At 65.6% G+C, this 20,091-nt stretch carries 22 protein-coding genes; 11 read left to right on the top strand and 11 right to left on the bottom strand.

Features of this window, described 5'->3' with window-relative positions; translation table 11 throughout:
- Positions 1–8: 8 nt before the first annotated feature.
- Positions 9–1,691 (bottom strand): L-lactate permease, encoded by a 1,683-nt coding sequence (locus AM586_RS19545; protein WP_052233546.1) that lies wholly within the window; start codon positions 1,689–1,691, stop codon positions 9–11.
- A gap of 212 nt (positions 1,692–1,903) precedes the next feature.
- Here AM586_RS19545 and AM586_RS19550 point away from each other — a divergent pair, with 212 nt between their 5' ends.
- Positions 1,904–2,677, top strand: coding sequence for a FadR/GntR family transcriptional regulator (locus AM586_RS19550; protein ID WP_229411121.1), 774 nt, complete (start codon positions 1,904–1,906; stop codon positions 2,675–2,677).
- A gap of 27 nt (positions 2,678–2,704) precedes the next feature.
- Here AM586_RS19550 and AM586_RS19555 read toward each other — a convergent pair whose 3' ends face one another.
- Both AM586_RS19555 and AM586_RS19560 read right to left on the bottom strand, forming a co-directional pair.
- Positions 2,705–3,841 carry a PilT/PilU family type 4a pilus ATPase gene (locus AM586_RS19555; protein ID WP_052233544.1) on the bottom strand — a complete coding sequence of 379 codons (1,137 nt, stop codon included), beginning with the start codon at positions 3,839–3,841 and terminating at the stop codon, positions 2,705–2,707.
- A 9-nt stretch (positions 3,842–3,850) separates the two neighbouring features.
- The gene (locus AM586_RS19560; protein ID WP_052233543.1) at positions 3,851–4,894 is read right to left on the bottom strand and encodes a type IV pilus twitching motility protein PilT; all 1,044 of its coding nucleotides are present in this window, start codon (positions 4,892–4,894) and stop codon (positions 3,851–3,853) included.
- A gap of 114 nt (positions 4,895–5,008) precedes the next feature.
- Between AM586_RS19560 and AM586_RS19565 the strand changes: the two genes are divergently transcribed.
- The 3 genes from AM586_RS19565 (at position 5,009) to AM586_RS19575 (ending at position 6,827) form a co-directional block, all read left to right on the top strand.
- The gene (locus AM586_RS19565) at positions 5,009–5,710 is read left to right on the top strand and encodes a YggS family pyridoxal phosphate-dependent enzyme (RefSeq protein WP_052233542.1); all 702 of its coding nucleotides are present in this window, start codon (positions 5,009–5,011) and stop codon (positions 5,708–5,710) included.
- Between the two features lie 13 nt (positions 5,711–5,723).
- Complete coding sequence (proC, locus tag AM586_RS19570; protein WP_052233541.1) at positions 5,724–6,542, top strand: pyrroline-5-carboxylate reductase; 819 nt, start codon at positions 5,724–5,726, stop codon at positions 6,540–6,542.
- Positions 6,543–6,632: 90 nt separating this feature from the next.
- Positions 6,633–6,827, top strand: coding sequence for a DUF1059 domain-containing protein (locus tag AM586_RS19575; RefSeq protein ID WP_052233540.1), 195 nt, complete (start codon positions 6,633–6,635; stop codon positions 6,825–6,827).
- Positions 6,828–6,832: 5 nt separating this feature from the next.
- On the opposite strand, the gene AM586_RS19580 is transcribed toward AM586_RS19575, so the two are convergent.
- The 4 genes from AM586_RS19580 to ubiA are packed head-to-tail and all read right to left on the bottom strand — an operon-like array spanning position 6,833 to position 8,749.
- The gene (locus tag AM586_RS19580; protein WP_052233539.1) at positions 6,833–7,123 is read right to left on the bottom strand and encodes a hypothetical protein; all 291 of its coding nucleotides are present in this window, start codon (positions 7,121–7,123) and stop codon (positions 6,833–6,835) included.
- On the bottom strand, positions 7,116–7,508 hold the full coding sequence (locus AM586_RS19585) for a phage holin family protein (RefSeq protein ID WP_052233538.1): 393 nt from the start codon (positions 7,506–7,508) through the stop codon (positions 7,116–7,118). The genes AM586_RS19580 and AM586_RS19585 overlap by 8 nt, the downstream gene beginning before the upstream one ends.
- A gap of 13 nt (positions 7,509–7,521) precedes the next feature.
- A complete protein-coding gene (locus AM586_RS19590; protein WP_052233537.1) occupies positions 7,522–7,842 on the bottom strand; it encodes a YqjD family protein in 321 nt (106 codons plus the stop codon).
- Between the two features lie 52 nt (positions 7,843–7,894).
- A complete protein-coding gene (gene ubiA / locus AM586_RS19595) occupies positions 7,895–8,749 on the bottom strand; it encodes a 4-hydroxybenzoate octaprenyltransferase (RefSeq protein ID WP_052233536.1) in 855 nt (284 codons plus the stop codon).
- 140 nt (positions 8,750–8,889) lie between these two features.
- Here ubiA and AM586_RS19600 point away from each other — a divergent pair, with 140 nt between their 5' ends.
- Entirely contained in the window at positions 8,890–9,465 is a 576-nt protein-coding gene (locus AM586_RS19600) for a hypothetical protein (RefSeq protein ID WP_052233535.1), read from the top strand.
- On the opposite strand, the gene AM586_RS19605 is transcribed toward AM586_RS19600, so the two are convergent.
- A complete protein-coding gene (locus tag AM586_RS19605; protein ID WP_052233534.1) occupies positions 9,443–10,393 on the bottom strand; it encodes a hydrogen peroxide-inducible genes activator in 951 nt (316 codons plus the stop codon). The two genes, AM586_RS19600 and AM586_RS19605, sit on opposite strands and share 23 nt — an antisense overlap.
- 119 nt (positions 10,394–10,512) lie before the next feature.
- On the opposite strand from AM586_RS19605, the gene AM586_RS19610 reads away from it, so the two are divergent.
- The gene (locus tag AM586_RS19610; RefSeq protein ID WP_052233533.1) at positions 10,513–11,703 is read left to right on the top strand and encodes a PilT/PilU family type 4a pilus ATPase; all 1,191 of its coding nucleotides are present in this window, start codon (positions 10,513–10,515) and stop codon (positions 11,701–11,703) included.
- A 51-nt stretch (positions 11,704–11,754) separates the two neighbouring features.
- Positions 11,755–12,237 (top strand): D-glycero-beta-D-manno-heptose 1-phosphate adenylyltransferase, encoded by a 483-nt coding sequence (gene rfaE2 / locus AM586_RS19615; protein WP_052233532.1) that lies wholly within the window; start codon positions 11,755–11,757, stop codon positions 12,235–12,237.
- 3 nt (positions 12,238–12,240) lie between these two features.
- On the opposite strand, the gene AM586_RS19620 is transcribed toward rfaE2, so the two are convergent.
- Positions 12,241–13,824: a dienelactone hydrolase family protein gene (locus AM586_RS19620; protein WP_109370491.1), complete on the bottom strand. Its 1,584-nt coding sequence runs from the start codon at positions 13,822–13,824 to the stop codon at positions 12,241–12,243.
- Between the two features lie 92 nt (positions 13,825–13,916).
- Positions 13,917–14,387 carry a tRNA (uridine(34)/cytosine(34)/5-carboxymethylaminomethyluridine(34)-2'-O)-methyltransferase TrmL gene (gene trmL, locus AM586_RS19625; protein ID WP_052233530.1) on the bottom strand — a complete coding sequence of 157 codons (471 nt, stop codon included), beginning with the start codon at positions 14,385–14,387 and terminating at the stop codon, positions 13,917–13,919.
- A gap of 173 nt (positions 14,388–14,560) precedes the next feature.
- Here trmL and AM586_RS19630 point away from each other — a divergent pair, with 173 nt between their 5' ends.
- Positions 14,561–15,181 carry a cytochrome C gene (locus AM586_RS19630; RefSeq protein ID WP_156328153.1) on the top strand — a complete coding sequence of 207 codons (621 nt, stop codon included), beginning with the start codon at positions 14,561–14,563 and terminating at the stop codon, positions 15,179–15,181.
- A 12-nt stretch (positions 15,182–15,193) separates the two neighbouring features.
- Here AM586_RS19630 and AM586_RS19635 read toward each other — a convergent pair whose 3' ends face one another.
- Positions 15,194–15,925 (bottom strand): ComF family protein, encoded by a 732-nt coding sequence (locus AM586_RS19635; protein WP_052233528.1) that lies wholly within the window; start codon positions 15,923–15,925, stop codon positions 15,194–15,196.
- Positions 15,926–15,993: 68 nt separating this feature from the next.
- On the opposite strand from AM586_RS19635, the gene AM586_RS19640 reads away from it, so the two are divergent.
- From AM586_RS19640 to ctaD, 3 genes are all read left to right on the top strand, one after another.
- Positions 15,994–16,914 (top strand): methyltransferase domain-containing protein, encoded by a 921-nt coding sequence (locus AM586_RS19640; protein ID WP_229411120.1) that lies wholly within the window; start codon positions 15,994–15,996, stop codon positions 16,912–16,914.
- A 349-nt stretch (positions 16,915–17,263) separates the two neighbouring features.
- Complete coding sequence (coxB, locus tag AM586_RS19645) at positions 17,264–18,454, top strand: cytochrome c oxidase subunit II (RefSeq protein WP_052233526.1); 1,191 nt, start codon at positions 17,264–17,266, stop codon at positions 18,452–18,454.
- 24 nt (positions 18,455–18,478) lie between these two features.
- Positions 18,479–20,086, top strand: coding sequence for a cytochrome c oxidase subunit I (ctaD, locus tag AM586_RS19650; RefSeq protein ID WP_052233525.1), 1,608 nt, complete (start codon positions 18,479–18,481; stop codon positions 20,084–20,086).
- The last annotated feature ends 5 nt before the right edge of the window (positions 20,087–20,091 follow it).

The following is a 20,091-nucleotide window of genomic DNA, read 5'->3' on the forward strand; positions in this document are numbered from 1 at the left end:
GGCCGCGCTTACCTGACCAGCGCGGTGAACGGATAAACGTAGGCCTGCAGCGTCACCAGGATGCCGACCAGGCAGGCCAGGGCGATCGAATGGAAGAACACGTAGCGCAGGATGTCGCCTTCATGGCCATACCATTTGGTCGCGGTGGACGCCACCACGATCGACTGGGCGTCGATCATCTTTCCCATCACGCCGCCCGACGAGTTGGCCGCCGCCATCAGCACCGGATTCAGGCCGAGCTGGGTGGCCGAGGTCTTCTGCAGGCCGCCGAACAGCACATTGGAGGCGGTGTCGGAGCCGGTCAGCGCGACGCCGAGCCAGCCGAGCAGGGTGCCGAAGAAGGGATACAGCACGCCGGTATGCGAGAACGCCAGGCCGAGGGTCGAGTCGAGGCCCGAGTAGCGGGTGGTGTAGCCAAGCGCCAGCATGGCGGCGATGGTCAGCAGCGAGAAGCGCAGCAGCTTGATCGTGGCCCAGTACACGGCGAACAGCTCGCGCACCTTGTAGCCCATGATCAGGCCGGAAATGATGGCGGCGGCCAGGATGCCGGAGCCGGTGGCGGACAGCCAGTTGAGCGTGTAGACGGCCGCTTCGGCGGTCGGCTTGCTGGCGACCGGCGGCATCTTCTGCACCACCTTGTGCAGGGCGGGCCAGTCGTACTTGAAGACCGACAGGCCGTCGAGCATCTTCTTCCACTCGGGGATACCCCACAGGAACACCAGCACCGACAGGATCAGCCACGGCATCCAGGCCTTCAGCACGGCCGCGCGCGGGTGGTTATGGACGATCGGTGCGGGATCCGGCTCATCGCCGTTGGCAAACGCAGGGGCATTCGCGCCGGCGGTGGCCTTGAACTTGCCTGCGGTATTGGTCCAGATCTTGGCCGGCTTCCAGACCTTGAGGAACAGGGTCAGGAACAGCATCGACGAGATCGAGGCGCCGACGTCGACCAGCCACGGGCCGTGGAAGTTCGAGATCAGGTATTGCGGGATGGCGAAGGCGGCGCCCGCGACCAGGATGGCCGGCCAGATCGCGGCCATGCCGGCGAAGCCGCAGAAGGCCCAGATCAGCCAGAACGGCACCAGGATCGAGAAGAAGGGCAGCTGGCGGCCGACCATGCCCGACAGCTGCAGCAGGTCGAGGCCGGTGACGCCGGCCAGTGCGATCAGCGGGGAGCCGAGCGCGCCGAAGGCCACTGGCGCGGTATTCGCGATCAGCGACAGGCCGGAGGCGGCCAGCGGGGCGAAGCCCAGGCCGATCAGCATGGCGCCGGTCACGGCCACCGGGGTGCCGAAGCCGCCCGCGCCCTCGAAGAAGGCGCCGAAGGAAAACGCCACCAGCAGCAGTTGCAGGCGGCGATCGGTAGTGATGCCGGTGATCGATTCCTGCAGGACCTTGAAGTAGCCCTTGCGATCGGTCAGCTGGTACAGGAAGATCACGTTCAGGATGATCCAGCCGATCGGCAGCAGGCCGTTGGCGGCGCCGTACAGGGCGGCCGAGACCGCGGTCTGGGCCGGCATCGCATACGCGAAAATGGCCACCAGCAGCGCGGCGGCCAGGCCGAGCAGGGCGGCTATGTGGGCCTTGATATGAAAGAAAGCGAGCGCCGCCAGCATCACGGCAACGGGGATGGCTGCCGCTAGCGTCGATAGGACGGCGTTGCCCAACGGGTCATACACTTGACTCCACATCTTTTAATTCTCCTCAGATAGTCATTTGACCAACCCGTGTGTTTGTTTTATTGCCGGGCCGGTTGTCTCCAACTTGTATGACAATAACATGTCATACAAGTTGGTTTCCAGTGTAGGCAAGTGCCTATATAATTGTCAATCGCGTTTTACTGGTCGATCAATGTAGTAAGGAGTCATGCATGGCGCATGCAGGTACATCAAAAGAAGCAATCGTGGCTCCAGGCACGCTGTCAGACCGTGTTACCGAGGTTCTTCTGGAGAAAATCAGAAGTGGCGAATTTGCCACAGGGACGCGCCTGCCGGCCGAGGCGGCGCTGGCCGAGCGTTTCGGCGTCAGCCGGACCGTGATCCGCGAAGCCGTCTCGCGCCTGAAGGCCGAGGGACTGGTCGCCACCCACCAGGGCAAGGGCACGCTGATCGTCGGCGCGAGCCAGCCGGCGCGCTTCCAGATCGATGTCGACGTCGAAAGCTCGGTGCAGGCCGTGCTGCGGGTGATGGAACTGCGCGGCGGCCTCGAAGCCGAAGTGGCGGCGCTGGCGGCCGAGCGCCGCACCGAGGCCCAGAACGACGAGATCCAGCAGGCGCTGGTGGCGATCGACAAGGCGGTGTCGGCGGGCAGGGATGGCGTCGACGAGGACCTGGCTTTCCACAATGCGATCGCCAACGCGACCGGGAATCCGCTCTACACCTCGCTGCTGGGCTTCCTGCGCCAGTTCCTGCACGAAGCCGTCACCCTCGGCCGCATGAGCCAGCCGCGCTTCGGCGACATCAAGACACAGCTGCGCAACGAGCACTGGGCCGTTGCCGAGGCCATCGCCCGGCAGGACGGGGAAGGGGCGCGCAATGCGGCGCGCCAGCACGTCGCGAATGTCGCGGCGCGCATCCGCGGCGTCGACGTCGACTTCTGGAGCGGCGCCGGACGCGACGTGGTGCGGCGCCTGGCGGAATCGGAAGAGCAGGTGCTGAAGCAGGCCGGCAAGCGTTAAGTACGTCGGCCCCTCGGGCGCCGGGCCTCAGACGATCCCGAGGTGTTCCGTCCCGGCCGTCAGGTCGCGGTTCTTCGCGTGCTTGCTGTTGAGTTTGATGTTCAGGCGCAGGTCGTTGACGGAATCGGCGTTGCGCAGCGCATCCTCGTAGCTGATCTTGTCCGCTTCGTAGAGGTCGAACAGGGCCTGGTCGAAGGTCTGCATGCCGAGCTCGCGCGACTTCTTCATGATCTCCTTGATCTCGTGGACTTCGCCCTTGAAGATCAGGTCGGAAATCAGCGGCGAGTTCAGCATGATCTCGATCGCGACCACGCGGCCCTTCGCTTCCTTCTTCGGGATCAGGCGCTGCGAGATCAGGCCCTTCAGGTTCAGCGACAGGTCCATCAGCAGCTGCTGCCGGCGTTCTTCGGGGAAGAAGTTGATGATGCGGTCGAGCGCCTGGTTGGCGCTGTTGGCGTGCAGGGTCGCCAGGCACAGGTGGCCGGTCTCCGCAAAGGCGATCGCGTGCTCCATGGTCTCGCGGTCGCGGATCTCGCCGATCTGGATCACGTCCGGCGCCTGGCGCAGGGAGTTCTTCAGCGCGGCCTCGAAGCTGTCGGTGTCCACGCCCACTTCGCGCTGGGTGATCACGCAGTTGCGGTGCGGGTGGACGAATTCGACCGGATCCTCGATGGTGATGATGTGGCCGTAGCTGTTCTCGTTGCGATAGCCGACCATCGCCGCCATCGTCGTCGATTTGCCGGAGCCGGTTGCGCCGACCATGATCACCAGGCCGCGCTTGGCCATGATCACGTCCTTCAGCACGCTCGGCAGTTCGAGGTCCTCGAACTTCGGGATGGTGGTCGTGATCACGCGCAGCACCATGCCCACGCAGCCCATCTGCATGAAGGCCGAGACGCGGAAGCGTCCCAGGTCGCCGGGGCTGATCGCGAAGTTCGCCTCTTTCGACAGTTCGAAGCCGGCGGCCTGCTTGTCGTTCATGATGGCGCGCGCCAGGTCGGCCGTGTGGTTGCCGTTGAGGGCCTGGTTCGAGACCGGCGTCATCCTGCCGTCGATCTTGATCGCGGGCGGGAAGCCGGCCGTGATGAACAGGTCGGAGCCGCCCTTGCTGACCATCAGGCGCAGCAGGTCGAACATGAATTTGGAGGCCTGGTCGCGTTCCATCTCTTATCCTCAGCCCGGGAAGTTTTCGGGGATCTTCGCGGCCGAGCGGGCAGCTGCGCTGGAGATCACGTTGCGGCGCACCAGGTCGGTCAGGTTCTGGTCCAGGGTCTGCATGCCGACGCTGGAGCCGGTCTGGATCGCCGAGTACATCTGCGCGATCTTGGCTTCGCGGATCAGGTTGCGGATTGCCGGCGTGCCGATCATGATCTCGTGCGCGGCCACGCGGCCGCCGCCGTCCTTGGTCTTCAGCAGGGTCTGCGAGATCACGGCCTGCAGCGATTCCGACAGCATCGCGCGTACCATCTCCTTTTCTTCGGCCGGGAAGACGTCGACGATACGGTCGATGGTCTTGGCCGCCGACGAGGTGTGCAGGGTGCCGAACACCAGGTGGCCGGTCTCGGCCGCCGACAGCGCCAGGCGGATCGTTTCCAGGTCGCGCAGCTCGCCGACCAGGATCGCGTCCGGGTCTTCACGCAGGGCCGAGCGCAGCGCATTGTTGAAGGACAGGGTGTGCGGGCCGACTTCGCGCTGGTTGATCAGGCATTTCTTGGAGTCGTGGACGAACTCGATCGGGTCTTCGATCGTCAGGATGTGCCCGTACTCATTCTCGTTCAGGTGGTTGACCATCGCGGCCAGCGTGGTCGATTTGCCCGAGCCGGTCGGGCCGGTCACCAGCACCAGGCCGCGCGGCCTCAGGGCCAGCTCGCCGAAGATCTTCGGCGCGTTCAGTTCTTCCAGGCTGAGGATCTTGGACGGGATGGTCCGCATCACCGCGGACGCGCCGCGTTCCTGGTTGTAGGCGTTGACGCGGAAACGCGCCAGGCCGGGAATCGCGAACGAGAAGTCGCACTCCAGCATCTCTTCGTACTGCTTGCGCTGGCCGTCGTTCATGATGTCATAGATCATGCCGTGCACGTCCTTGTGCTCCAGCGGCGGCAGGTTGATGCGGCGGACGTCGCCGTGCACGCGGATCATCGGCGGCAGGCCGGCCGAGAGGTGCAGGTCGGAGGCTTTATTCTTGACCGAGAAGGCGAGGAGTTCTGAGATGTCCATTTATAATCCTGTGGTGGGGGCCACGCAAACCTGCTGCGCGTCGGATTTCGCTACGGTTTGCGTGGCCCCGTTATGCCGCGTGCTGCTCGAAAATATTTCCTACAGAAAACCATTATGTCCACAATCGCCGGGAACTTGCAAGCTGTCGAAGCGACAATCCAGGCAGCCTGCGAGGCCGCGTCCAGACCCCGCTCGACGGTCCAGCTGCTGGCCGTATCCAAGACTTTCCCTGCCGAGGCGGTGCTCGAAGCCGCTGCCTGCGGCCAGCGCGCCTTCGGCGAGAACTATCTGCAGGAAGGCGTCGACAAGATCGCCGCTGTCGCAAAAGCGCTACCGGATACGCGGCTGGAATGGCATTTCATCGGCCCGATCCAGTCGAACAAGACGCGTCCGATCGCGGCGAATTTCGACTGGGTGCACACGGTCGAGCGCCTGAAGATCGCCCAGCGCCTGTCCGAGCAGCGCCCGCCCGAGCTGGGGCCGCTGAATATCTGCCTGCAGGTGAACATCAGCGGGGAGGCCAGCAAGAGCGGCATCCCGCCGGCGGAGCTGCCCGCGCTGGCGCTGGCGGTGGCGGCGCTGCCGAACCTGCGCCTGCGCGGCCTGATGGCCATCCCCGAGCCGCAGGAAGACCCGGCGCTGCAGCGCCTGCCCTTCGCGCGCCTGCGCGAACTGGCCCAGGACATCGTCAAGTCCGGCATCCACCTCGACACGCTGTCGATGGGCATGTCCGGCGACATGCGCGCGGCGGTGCTCGAGGGCGCGACGATCGTGCGCGTCGGCAGCGCCATCTTCGGCGCCCGCCACTATGAATAAACCAGGGAACACTATGAAAATCAGCTTCATCGGCGGCGGCAACATGGCCACCGCCCTCATCGCCGGCCTGGCCGGGAAGCTTGTGCAGGCAGCAAGCATCCACGTGGTCGATCCGAATGCGGCGGCGCTCGACAGGCTGCGCGAGCGTTATGGCGTGACGACCGCGCCCGAGATCGGCGCCGCCATCGCCGCCAGCGACGTGATCGTGCTGGCCGTGAAGCCGCAGCAGATGCGCGACGTCGCGCTGCGCCTGCAGTCGCAGCTGGACGCGCGCCCGCTGGTGCTGTCGATCGCCGCCGGCATCCGCGGCAAGGATTTGTCGCGCTGGCTGGGCGGCTACGGCGCCATCGTGCGCACCATGCCGAATACGCCGGCCCTGATCGGCCAGGGCATCACCGGCATGGTGGCGATGGCGGGCGTGAGCGCGGCGCAGAAGGACGCCGCCGACAGCATCCTGCGCGCGGTCGGCAAGACCGTCTGGCTCGATAGCGAAGATGCGATCGATCCGGTGACGGCGGTGTCCGGCAGCGGCCCGGCCTATGTGTTCTTTTTCCTCGAGGCGATGCAGCAGGCGGCGCTCGAGATGGGATTGACGGCGGAGCAGGGCAGGGAGCTGGCGATCGCCACCTTCACCGGCGCGGCCCAGCTGGCGGCGCAATCCACCGAACCGGCCGAGGTGCTGCGCCAGCGCGTGACCTCGAAGGGCGGCACCACGCACGCGGCCATCGTCAGCATGGAAGCGGCGGGCGTGAAGCAGGCCATCGTCGACGCGATGAAGGCGGCGGCGGCGCGCGGGCGCGAGCTGGGCGAGGAGATGGGCCGGGACGGCTGAGCGGCCATCGCACAAGGATCCCTGGCGCCGCTTGAAGCGCCGGCAGGCCAGCCTATACTGGATTCAGGTAGCTCTGGTCAGGAGATCATCATGACGCGCAAATACATCGACTGTCGTGAGGTTCCAAGCGAAATGAATTGCAGCATCACGATCGCGGCCGACAGGGAAGATGAACTCATCGAAGCCGCGATCCAGCATGCGGTGGCCGTGCACAAGCATGCCGATACGCCCGAGCTGCGCAAGCAGATCAGGCAGGCCATGCACGAAGGCAGGCCGCCCGAATAGCCGTCCTAGCGCCGCAACTGCGCCAGCATCGCCAGCCCGCTCTGCGCCATGCGCCAGGCCGACATGCCTGAGGCGGCGACGGCCAGCAGGCGCTTGCGCCGCATCAGCGCCAGGCCCAGCGTGGCGCCGAGCGCGCCCAGCACCAGCTTCTTGTGGCCGACCACATAGCCGGCCAGCGGATGGCCGAGCGCGTTCGAGGGCCGCAGCGACTGCAGCTCGACGGCCAGCCCGGTGCGCTGCTCTGCGCAGCGATCGACGAGTTCCGCGCGGCGCGCGGCCAGCGACAGCTTATTCATCGATGACTCCCGCATTGGCGCCGGCGGCATGGCGCACGTACTCGACATCCTTGCGCAGTTCGGCCAGGGTGGCCGCGAACAGGGGCGCCTGGGCATTCAGCCTGGCGCGTACGCTCGAGACGATGAGCAATGCGCCGATGCCCAGCAGGACCGCCATGCCGGCCACGGCCTGCAGCCGGTAGCTGTCCCAGAACAGCAGGATGACGAACAGCGCGACCAGCACGATGCTGGCTGCCGCCAGGAACACCGCCAGCAGCGACCACGCGAGGTAGCCGAGCAGGCGGCGCGCGTCTTCCTGGAATTCGACGGCGGCCAGTTCCAGCCGGGTGCCGACCATGGTGACCAGAGTCGATGCGATACGGCCCACCGCCGCAAGGATCGCCATCACTGAGTGGCCATTATTTACGGGCGATCAGCATGCCGATCACGACACCGACCGCACCGGCGATGCCGACCGATTTCCACGGATTTTCCTGCACGTATTCGTCGGTCGCCTTGGCGGCAACCTTGGTCTTCTCGACCACGGCTTCTTCCAGGCGGATGATGTCGTCCTTGGCCTTGACGATGGTGCGCTCGAACTTGGCCTTGGCGGCCTTCAGCTCGTCGCCGGTCAGCGAACCGCTGTGGCGCAGCCAGGCTTCGGCGTCCTGGATAACGGTCTTCAGGTCGGACAGCAGCTGGTCGCGGGCGCCGGTCTGGGTCGGGATTTTTTCCATCATGGGTGAACCTCGTCGATGTGAGTGTTGGATAAATTGTGTATTGCGGACAATATTAACCGAATGCATAGTCTAGCGCGACACCTGCGAACAGTGCGGCGCCCAGCCAGTTGTTATGACGGAACGCAGCAAAGCACTGCATGCGGTCGCGTCCACGGATCAGGGTGTAGTGGTAGACCGCCATCCCGGCCGCCACCAGCACGCCGGCCACGAACCACCAGCGCAGCCCCAGCATCCAGCCGCAGACCAGGTCGATGCCCAGCGCCGCCGCGTAGCACAGCATGACGGCGACTACATCGTATCTGCCGAACGTGATCGCCGAGGTGCGGATGCCGATCCTGAGGTCGTCGTCGCGGTCGACCATCGCGTACTCGGTATCGTAGGCCACGGCCCAGAACACGTTCGCCACCAGCAGCCACCAGGCCAGCGCCGGCACCTCGCCCTGCACGGCGGCGAAGGACATCGGGATGCCGAAGCCGAAGGCGATTCCGAGATAGGCCTGGGGAATCGCGAAGAAGCGCTTGAAGTAGGGATAGCTGCCGGCCACGATCACGGCCACCACCGACAGCTGCTTGGTCAGCGCGTTCAGCGGCAGGATCAGCAGGAAGGAGACGATCGCCAGCACCGCCGCGACCATCAGCGCTTCCCAGCCCTTGATGCGGCCGCTGGTCAGCGGGCGGTCGACGGTGCGCTTGACGTGGCGGTCGAAGTCGCGGTCGGCGTAGTCGTTGATCGCGCAGCCGCTCGATCGCATCAGGGCGGTGCCGAGCACGAAGATGAGGACCAGCATCGGATCGGGCCGTCCGCCCGACGCCATCCACAAGGCCCACAAGGTTGGCCACAGCAGCAGCAGGATGCCGATCGGCTTGTCGGCACGGACCAGGCGGAGGTAGAGCGCCAGCTTGTTCATTTCGGGTTTTAAATTGAAAATTTGCAAGATCAAGATTTTAGCCTGTTCATGGCGCACCATCGACTATGCACAAAGTATGACGAACGCGACCGGGCTACGATGCCGGCTTTCGATGATGAAAAAACCATGAGGAGACATGCATGCAGTTCGCAAGTATCGTGGTGGCAGCCGGTATCGGAATCGGCTCCTTTGCGCTGGTCGAAGCCGGCGCCAGGGCGGACCAGGCCGACGGGGACCGCATCCGGAGCGAGTGGACCGAAGCGCAATCGCTGCGCGAGCTCCCGGCCGGGATCCAGGCCCTGCTGGGCGTCGGACTGGGCGAGGAAGGCGGCATCGCCGACCGCGGCGACCGCTTCAATTCCTCCGACGTGAGCGGGAGCGGCCTGCCCCAGCGCCGCTTCGCGCTCGGCGCGGTGAACGGCGACACCGCCGTGGTGGCCGTGGAGCAGGGCGGGCGCGGGTATCACGTGCAGATGGTGGAATTCAGGCAGGTGGGGGCGACCTGGGAGCCGGTCCGCTGCGCGATGGGCGGCGAGCCGCCGCGGCGCAGCACCGAGCTGCTGGAAAGCATCGTGGTGCACCCGGCGGCGGCGCCGGGCGCCTGCCGCCTGCCCGGCTTTCATCCGGACGCCGGACCGGCGACGGCGGCCGCGATGGTGCCCGCGCTTGCGCCCCCGCCCGCGCCCCAGCGTTTCAGGCCGCGGCCTGGAGGGTGACCATCTCCACGCCCGGCAGTCCGCATTCGGCGACGGCATTCACCACGGCGTCGATCGCGGCGCGGCGCGTAAAACTCTTGCGCCAGACGATCACCACGCGGCGCGACGGCGCCGGTTCCTGGAAGGGCACGAAGCTCAGCATGCCGTGCGGGTCCTTCATGTCCGGCACCGAGGCGCGCGGCAGCACGGTCAGGCCGATGCCGCTGGCGACCATGTGGCGGATCGTCTCCAGCGAGGAGCCCTCGAAGGTGCGCTGCATGCCGTTGCCGGCGCTCGGCGAGGACGAGAAGCGCGCCATCTCCGGGCACACTTCCAGCACCTGGTCGCGGAAGCAGTGGCCGGCGCCCAGCAGCAGCATGGTCTCGCTCTTGAGGTCTTCGGCGGAGATCTCCTTGCGCGTGGCCCAGGGGTGCGTCTTCGGCATCGCAACCACGAAGGGCTCGTCGTACAGCGGTTGTACTGCCATGCCGTGTTCCGGCAGCGGCAGGGCCATGATGGCGGCGTCCAGCTCGCCCTGGCGCAGCAGGTCGAGCAGCTTGACCGTGAAATTCTCCTGCAGCACCAGCGGCATCTGCGGCACGTACTCGATCAGGTTCTTGACCAGCGGCGGCAGCAGGTAGGGGCCGATGGTGTAGATCACGCCCAGGCGCAACGGGCCCGCCAGAGGGTCCTTGTTCTGCTTGGCCAGTTCCTTGATCGCGGCGGTCTGTTCCAGCACGCGTTCGGCCTGGGCCACGATCTGCGCGCCCAGCGGCGTCACCGAGACTTCCGAGCCGCCGCGTTCGAACAGCGTGACGCCCAGCTCATCCTCGAGCTTCTTGATGGCGACAGACAAGGTCGGCTGTGCAACGAAGCAAGCCTCGGCGGCGTGGCCGAAATGCCTGGCGCGCGCGACGGCAACGATGTATTTGAGTTCGGTCAGGGTCATGGGCTTCAGGATTACAACGGTTGCCGCTTGTTGAGTAGGTGAACACTATTTTAGCTTTAAAGCTGTCGATATAATGGCCCGTCCCGGGTAATGTTGCCCGTTGTTAATAAAAGGCCATCATGTCCTCCACCTTCGGCCCGGCGGAAGCCCAGGCTTACATGCACAAGCTGCTGACCGTCATGCAGCACCAGGGCGGTTCGGATCTCTTCATTTCCGCAGACTTTCCGCCCAGCATGAAGCACCAGGGCGCGATGAAGCCGCTCAGCAACCAGCGCCTGACGGGAGACGTGACGCGCGCCCTGGCCCTGTCGCTGATGAACGACCGCCAGCGCGCCGAGTTCGAGGCCGAGATGGAGTGCAATTTCGCGATCTCGCTGCCGAACGTCTGCCGCTTCCGCGTCAACGTCTTCGTACAGCAGCAGAGCGTCGGCATGGTGGTGCGTACGATCGCCTCCGAGATCCCGAGCTTCGAAAAGCTCGACCTGCCCGAGGTGCTGAAGGAAGTCGTGATGACCAAGCGCGGCCTGGTGCTGGTCGTCGGCGGCACCGGCTCCGGCAAGTCGACCACGCTGGCGGCCATGATCGACTACCGCAACAGCAACTCGGCCGGTCACATCATCACGGTCGAGGACCCGGTCGAATACGTCCACAAGAACAAGAACTGCCTGGTCACGCACCGCGAAGTCGGGGTCGATACCCACTCCTGGCACAACGCCCTGAAAAATACTTTGCGCCAGGCGCCGGACGTGATCCTGATCGGCGAGATCCGCGACACCGAGACGATGGAGCACGCGATCGCCTTCGCCGAGACCGGCCACCTGTGCCTCGGCACGCTGCACGCGAACAACGCCAACCAGACCATGGACCGGATCATCAACTTCTTCCCGGAAGAGCGCAGGCCGCAGCTGCTGATGGACCTGTCCGCGAATCTGCGCGCCATCGTCTCGCAGCGCCTGATCCGCACCGAAGACGGCAAGGGCCGCAAGGCCGCGATCGAGATCCTGCTGAACACGCCGACCATCAGCGAGATGATCCTGAAGGGGAACTTCCACGGCATCAAGGAGATCATGCACAAGTCGCGCGAACTGGGCATGTGCACCTTCGACCAGGCGCTGTACGAGCTCTACAACGCCGGCTACATCGGCTACGACGAAGCGATCCGCAACGCCGACTCGGCCAACGGCCTGCGCCTGCAGATCAAGCTGTCCGGCGAACGCCGCGGACCGGGCGCCGAGGGCGGTGGCTCTAAGGCCGAGCTGTCGATGATGCTGGACGAGGAAGCGGAAGAGGGCGGGCCCGGCGCAGGTTAGAATCGACATCTTTAGCACGTCGTCCCCGCGCAGGCGGGGATCCAAGTTCCCATGCCCACCTTCGAATCCAAACTCACCACCCGCAGCGAGCTGAAACAACGCGTCGCCCAGCTTCCCAAACCCGTCGTCCTCACCAACGGCGTCTTCGACATCCTGCACCGCGGCCACGTCACCTACCTGGCCCAGGCGCGCGAACTGGGCGCTTCGCTGGTGGTCGCCGTCAACACCGACGCCTCCGTGAAGCGCCTCGGCAAGGGCGACGACCGCCCCCTCAACACGATGGACGACCGCATGGCCGTGCTGGCCGCGCTGGAGTCGGTCAGCCTGGTGGTCGAATTCGACGAGGACACCGCGCTGGAGGTGGTGCAGGAAGCCCGCCCCGACATCTACGCCAAGGGCGGCGACTACGTCATGACCGAGATCCCGGAGGGGAAGGAAGTCATCGCCCAAGGCGGCAAGGCGGTCGCGATCGACTTCGCGCACGACCGCTCGACCACCAGGCTGGTCGCCAGGATCCGCCAGTTCGGCGGCTGAGCCTCAGCCACCGGCAGCCTTCGCCACCGGTTCCGCGCCGAGTGCCTTCAGGCGTTCGATCGAGTGGCCGATCGCCGGATCGAGCGACAGCGCGCGGCGATACGCGTCGATCGCCAGCTGGCGCTCGCCCACCGCTTCGTAGGCTTCCGCCAGGCTGTCGGCGATGCCGCCCCATTCCGGCTCGAGGCTGGCGCCGAGGCGGAAGATGGGCACCGATTCCTTCGCGCGGCCGCTGCGCAGCAGCTCGTAGCCGTACAGGTTGCACCAGACGGGCTCGACGCTGAACTCCGGACTGGCGGCATGCATCCTGTCGTAGACTTCCTGGGCATGCTCGTAGCCGCCCGTCTGCAGGGCGCGCACGAAGGCTTCCAGCGTCGGCGGGGTGCCGGCGCCCTTGCGGCGCTCCACCGACAGCATGTGGGCCGGCGCCTTGTTGGCCGCGGGCTTGTTGTCCAGGAAGGCCATCGCCTTCGCATCGTTCTTCAGGTAGGCGTCGAGGAAGCGCTCCACGTAGCGCGCGGTCCAGCTGTAGGCCATCGCCACTTCGTCGCGCGAGTATTCGCCGAAGTGTCCGTCGTTCGCATAGTGGTGGGTGGCCGCGGCGAAGTCCGCGTGCGTCATCGGGCGCATGGTCACGACGGTCATGTCCGCATATGTCATCTGGTTCAGCATGCTGAAGTCGAGCTTCTTCTTGTTCTTCGCGAGAGACTCCAGGGACTCGCGCTCGCGGCCGACGAACAGCATCGGCACCGCCAGCCGCGCCGGGGTCGCGTACTTGGCGGCGTCCTTGCCGCCATCGACGTACTGCGGCCAGTAGCGCACCGAACCGTCCAGGCTCACCAGCGCGCGGATGCGGTCGTCCCGCGCCGCCGCCAGCACGTTCGCCAGTCCGCCCCAGCTGAAGCCGGCCACCGCGATGCGCGACATGTCGGCCTGCGGCATCGCGTGGGCCTGGCCGATCAGGAAGGCGATGTCGCCGGCCTGCGCTTCCAGGCCTTCGAGGTCGGTCGTCATGGCCTTGGTGCGCGGTCCGAGCGAGCGGCTGGCGATCACGATATAGCCGTGGCTGGCCAGGTATTCGCACAAATCGACGTTTTCGGCGGCATTCGCGCTATGGCTGGGCGCATAGATCACGACCGGGAACTTGCCGCTGGCGGCGGGCGCATCGCGGCTGCCCCACATCGGCTGGGCCAGCACCTTGTCTGCGATCGCCGGCGTCAGGCTGGCGCTGATGTCGGCGAAGTCCACGTCGATGGAGCGCCGCACCTCCGCAGGCGACAGCCAGAACGCATCCTCGGTCGGCCGGGTCGCCATGTAGTCGCGCCAGGTGAGCGGCTTGCCCCTGGCTTTGGCCGGATACCAGACGATCGCCTGGATCGGCCGCGCCCGCTCATGGGCCTCGGGCTGGCCAGTCACCATGTTGACGGCAGGAAGGTAGACGCGGGTGCTGTCGTACAGCTGCTTCACCTGCACGCCGACCGGATAGGGGCCCGGTTCGTTGGAGAAGACAAAGGGGCCAGGGCCGCCGGACGCGGCGCCGGCCGTTGCGGAAGCGGCCAGCAGCATCAGGGCAAGAAGTTTTTGCATTGTGATCAGTAGATGGATGGAAACATTCCGATCCTACCAATCGACCCGCGGAGGGTATAGCTGGCAAATCTGACAGTCCGCCGGCCGCGTGCCTACGCGCCGCCCGCGTACCCATTCTGGCGCCAGGCCTCGTACACCACCACCGCCACCGTGTTCGACAGGTTCAGGCTGCGGTTCCCCGGCATCATCGGCAGGCGGATGCGCTGGGCCGGCGGGAAGGATTCACGCAGGGCCGGATCGAGGCCGCGCGACTCGGCGCCGAACACGAACACGTCGCCGGGCCGGAACGCCGCGTCGGCGAAGGGCGAGGAGCCGTGCGTCGTCATCGCGAACATGCGGCTGGTGTCCGGTTGCGCGTCCGCCAGGAAGGCCTCCCAGTTCTTGTGCACCTTCATGCTCGCGTAGTCGTGGTAGTCGAGGCCGGCGCGGCGCATCTTGGCGTCGTCCAGCGGAAAGCCGAGCGGCTCGATCAGGTGCAGCTGCGCCCCCGTGTTGGCGCACAGGCGGATGACGTTGCCGGTGTTCGGCGGAATTTCGGGCTCAACCAGTACTACGTGAAACAAATTCTTCTCCTCGACAGTGGACCACGGCGGCTGCCTGCCGCCCGAAGCGGGAGCATAGCGCAGATCGTCAGCGCCGTTGCAATGTCGCCCTATCAGGATCGAGGGGTGCAGCCGGGCTGGTGTATTTACGATCCCTGCCTATACTGATCTGGGTCGATCACAAGGGAGGGATTATGAACAGATTCGGTATTACCCGCCGTCATCTCTGGATGGCGATCGTCCTGGCCGCGGCCAGCGTCCCGCCGATGCTCGCCAGCGCCGGCTCCGGCAACGGCAACGGCAATGGCAACGGTAACGGCAACGCTGCCAGCGACTCGCTGAACGACAACGACGGCCGCATCGAGCGCGGCCGCGAGATCGTCCCACCCGGCGTCGTGCTGAACCTGAAGGGCAAGTCGCGCGGCATGGTCTGGCTGGGCAGCTACATCGTCAACACGAGCGCCTGCATCGATTGCCACACGCACCCGAGCTATTCGCCCGGCGGCGACCCGTTCCAGGGACAGCCCGAGCGCGTCAATGCCGAGCAGTACATGGCGGGCGGACGCATGTTCGGGCCGACCATTACCGCGCCCAACCTCACGCCCGATAACGCCGGCCGTCCGGCGGGGCTGACGCGCGAGGAGTTCGTGCAGACCCTGCGCACCGGCCACAACCCGCACGATCCAGCCGGCCAGATCCTGCAGGTCATGCCATGGCCGGCGTACGGCAAGATGACCAACCGCGACCTGCACGCCGTCTACGAATACCTGCGCGCGCTTCCCTCGCTGCCCGACAATCCGAAGCCGGGGCCCTGAACGCGCAATGCGTCAGGCGTGCGGCGGCGTGCGCGCGAACACCAGGTTGGTCACGCGCGCGGCGCCGAAGCGCTTGAAGGTGGCCGCCAGCTCTTCCAGCGTGCTGCCGCTGGTCATGACGTCGTCGACGATGCCGACGTGGCGGCCTTCCACCAGGTCGGGATCGCTGACGCCGAAGGCGCCGCGGATGTTCTCCGCGCGCTCGTGCGGCGAGACGCCCGACTGGGCGCGGGTGTCCGTCTGGCGCTGCGCCAGCGCCGGGTGCAGGGTGACGCCCAGCGCGGCGGCCAGCGGCCGGGCGATTTCCAGGGCCTGGTTGAAGCCGCGTTCCACCAGGCGGGCCGGACCCAGCGGTACCGGGCAGATCAGTTCGGGCAGGGGCAGGCCGCTCCTGGCGAGGATGGCGTCGCGCAGCATCTCGGCGAACCACGGCGCCAGCGGCAGGCGGGCGCTGAATTTCAGCTGCAGGACCAGGTGGTCGAGGGGTGGGGCGTAGTCGACGGCGAAGATGGTGGCGTCGTAGGCGGGAGGATAGGACAGGCAGCGGCCGCAGGTTCCGGCCTCCGGTAGCGGGTTGGCGCAGCGCGCGCAGCGATTTGTGACTGGCAGGCAAAAATGATCCCGGCAGGGCGCACAGACCACGCCCGCGCAAGCGCCGCCGCAGAGGGCGCAGCTGGAGGGCAGCAGCAGTTGGAGGAGGGCGCGCGGCCAGCGGCGGGTCCAGGGAGGGTGGGGTTCCGGCATGGCTTCCGATCGGTTCGGGTTTCATCATGTACACTCCCGCCATTGTCCTCATTTGACCGCAGTTGACCATGGCTTCGCCCCAATCCCCCTCCAAAATGAGTGCGCCGATCGACCCGGCGCGCGTCCGCCAGCTGTTCGCCGACCCGGCGCGGGTGGCGGCATCAAGCTTCCTGCGCCGTGAAATCGCCGGCCGCATGTTCGAGCGCCTGGCGCTGGTGAAGAATTCCCCGCAGCAGGTGCTGGACGCCGGCTGCGGCGCCGGCGCCGACCTGTCCCAGTTGCAGAAGGCCTATCCGGCCGCCCAGGTGATCGGCATGGACGCGGTGCCGGCCATGCTGGGCGCCGCCGGCGAGGCCACCCAGGTCCCGCGCTCTTTCCTCAGCCGTTTGCTGCCGGCCAAGAGTGGCATCGATCTCGTTTGCGCCGACTTCGGGCAACTTCCCCTTGGCCCGAACTCGATCGACCTCGTATGGTCGAACCTGGCATTGCACTGGCATCCGCAGCCGGACCGCGTGTTCGCGGAATGGCGGCGCGTGCTGCGCGTGGAGGGCCTGCTGATGTTCTCGAACTTCGGTCCGGACACCTTCCGCGAGCTGCGCAACGCCTTTGCGGCGATGGATGAAACCCCGCACAGCCTGCCCTTCGTCGACATGCACGACTTCGGCGACCAGTTGGTGGAGGCAGGTTTCACGACGCCGGTAATGGACATGGAACAGATCACGGTCACCTACGACAGCGCGCAGGCGCTGCTGCTCGACGTGCGCGCCTTCGGCGGCAATCCGCTGGCCACGCGCCGCCGCGGCCTGGTCGGGCGCGCGGCCTGGCAGCGCATGCTGGACGCCCTGGAAAGCCAGCGCCGTCCGGACGGCAAGCTCGGCCTGACCTTCGAGGTCATCTATGGCCATGCATTCCGGCCGGCGCCCAAAGTGACGGCGGCCGGCGAGGCGATCGTGCGTTTCCAGCCCAAGCCGCCGCCCCGCCCGCAATGAGCGTCGCATTCTTGCCGCAGTGCATCATGCAACATCCATGCCGTTGAGGTAATTTTCCTTGAATAAAAATTAGCGATTTCAGTATAATCAATGACACTTTTTTCGACTGAAGCAGTCATCACGCTAAAAACTTAAGCAGAAACAGCGTGAAGTCGAACTGGTTGCAGCAACACCAAAGGCTTCGGAAACCGTGTTTCGCGGTCCGGGGCCCGAGCAACAGGCGTTCATCTTGGTCTCGTAGTCCCTGATGGTCGATGTTTGCAGGAAGGATTTCGGAGCGGCGGCAGTTCGTTCATGGAGTGCCGGCCTCTTTAAGAAAATTCATTTTTTTTGGGTGGTTGGGGACAACATGACTTATGCAAAGCGATTAAAAGCGGCGATGTCCGGCCTCGCAATGGCCGGCATTCCGGCCCTGGCGTGGGCCGAGCCCGAGGTGATCGGGCGGCCAGTGGCGCACCAGCTCAACATGCAGCCCGCCGTAACAGGCATCGGCGACTATATCTACAGCCTGCACAACTGGATGATGATCGTTTGCCTGATCATCTTCCTGGCCGTGTTCGGCGTCATGTTCTATTCGGTGTTCAAGCACCGCAAATCGCTCGGCCACAAAGCGGCCACCTTCCACGAATCCACCGCCGTCGAGATCGCATGGACGGTGGTCCCGTTCCTGATCGTGATCGGCATGGCGCTGCCCGCCACCCACGCGGTCGTGGCCATGAAGGACACCTCGAACCCGGACCTGACCATCAAGGTCACCGGCATGCAGTGGAAGTGGGGTTACGACTACCTGAAGGGCGAGGGCGAGGGTATCGGCTTCCTGTCGAACCTGTCCACCCCGCGCAGCGCCGTCGGCGAGCCGGGCATTGCGCCGACCACCGCGCGCACCGACACCTACCTGCTCGAAGTCGACAACGAGCTGGTCGTGCCGGTCCACAAGAAGGTCCGCCTGGTGCTGACCGCCAACGACGTCATCCACTCCTGGACCATCCCGGCCTTCGCCGTCAAGCAGGACGCCATTCCCGGCTTCGTGCGCGACACCTGGTTCAAGGCCGAGAAAGTCGGTACCTACCGCGGCAACTGCGTCGAGCTGTGCGGCAAGGAACACGCCTTCATGCCGATCGTCGTGAAGGTCGTCTCGGCCGAGGACTACACCGCCTGGGTCAACACCAAGAAGAAGGAAATGGCGGCCCTGGCCGACGATCCGAACAAGGTCTGGACCATCGACGAACTGAAGACCAAGGGCGAGAAGATCTACGGCGCCAACTGCGTGGCCTGCCACCAGGCCAGCGGCCAGGGCGTGCCGAACGCCTTCGCCTCGCTGGTCGGCTCGCCGGTCGTGCTGGGTCCGAAGGCCGAGCAGATCCACGTGCTGCTGAACGGCAAGCACAGCGGCAAGTACCCGAGCGCGATGCCGGCATGGAAGCAGCTGTCGGACACCGACATCGCGTCCGTGATCACCTATACCCGTAATAATTGGACCAACAAGGCCGACGAGAACATCGTCCAGCCGTCGGAAGTCCTGGCCGCCCGCGGCAAATAAGCGTTTGGATTCGGAGACACTGCCATGAGTTCCAGCATCGATCACGTACACCACGACCACGCGCACGATCACGCGCACGATCACGCCCACGACCACCCGGCCGGCCTGCGCCGCTGGCTGTTCGCCACCAACCACAAGGACATCGGCACCCTGTACCTGTGGTTCTCGTTCACCATGCTGCTCTCGGGCGGCGTGCTGGCGCTGATGATCCGCACCGAGCTGTTCCAGCCCGGCCTGCAGTTCTTCCGTCCCGAGTTCTTCAACCAGCTGACCACCATGCACGGCATCGTGATGGTGTTCGGCGCGATCATGCCGGCCTTCGTCGGCTTCGCCAACTGGATGATCCCGCTGCAGGTGGGCGCCTCCGACATGGCCTTCGCGCGCATGAACAACTTCTCGTTCTGGCTGCTGCCGCCGGCCGCGATCCTGCTGGCCAGTTCCTTCTTCGTGCCGGGCGGCGCGACGGCCGCCGGCTGGACCCTGTACGCACCGCTGTCGACCCAGATGGGCCCGGGCATGGACATGGCGATCTTCGCCCTGCACATCATGGGCGCGTCGTCGATCATGGGCTCGATTAACATCATCGTCACCATCCTGAACATGCGCGCGCCCGGCATGACCCTGATGAAGATGCCGATGTTCTGCTGGACCTGGCTGATCACCGCCTACCTGCTGATTGCCGTGATGCCGGTGCTGGCGGGCGCCATCACCATGACCCTGACCGACCGTCACTTCGGCACCTCCTTCTTCAACGCGGCAGGCGGCGGCGACCCGGTCATGTACCAGCACATCTTCTGGTTCTTCGGCCACCCCGAGGTCTACATCATGATCCTGCCGGCCTTCGGCATCGTCTCGCAGATCATCCCGGCCTTCGCCCGCAAGCCGCTGTTCGGCTACGCCTCGATGGTGTATGCGACCGCGTCGATCGCGATCCTGTCCTTCATCGTCTGGGCCCACCACATGTTCACCACCGGCATGCCGGTGACCAGCCAGCTGTTCTTCATGTACGCCACCATGCTGATCGCGGTGCCGACCGGCGTGAAGGTGTTCAACTGGGTCGCCACCATGTGGAAGGGCTCGATGACTTTCGAGACCCCGATGCTGTTCGCGGTCGGCTTCATCTTCGTGTTCACGATGGGCGGCTTCACCGGCCTGATCCTGGCCGTGACCCCGATCGACATCCAGGTGCAGGACACCTATTACGTGGTGGCCCACTTCCACTACGTGCTGGTGGCCGGCTCGCTGTTCGCCCTGTTCGCCGGCTTCTACTACTGGGCCCCGAAATGGACCGGCCACATGTATCCGGAAGGCCGCGGCAAGTTCCATTTCTGGAACTCGCTGATCTGGTTCAACGTGACTTTCTTCCCGATGCACTTCCTGGGCCTGGCCGGCATGCCGCGCCGCTATGCCGACTATGCCGTGCAGTTCACCGACTTCAACATGATCGTGTCGATCGGCGCCTTCCTGTTCGGCATCACCCAGGTCTACTTCCTGCTGTTCGTCGTGATTCCGACCATCCGCGGCGGCCAGAAAGCCGAAGCCAAGCCCTGGGAAGGCGCGGAAGGCCTGGAGTGGACCGTGCCGAGCCCGGCGCCTTTCCACACCTTCGAAACCCCGCCGCTGGTGAAGTGAGATGA

The sequence above is a fragment of the Massilia sp. WG5 genome, from assembly GCF_001412595.2.
GTDB lineage: Bacteria > Pseudomonadota > Gammaproteobacteria > Burkholderiales > Burkholderiaceae_D > Telluria.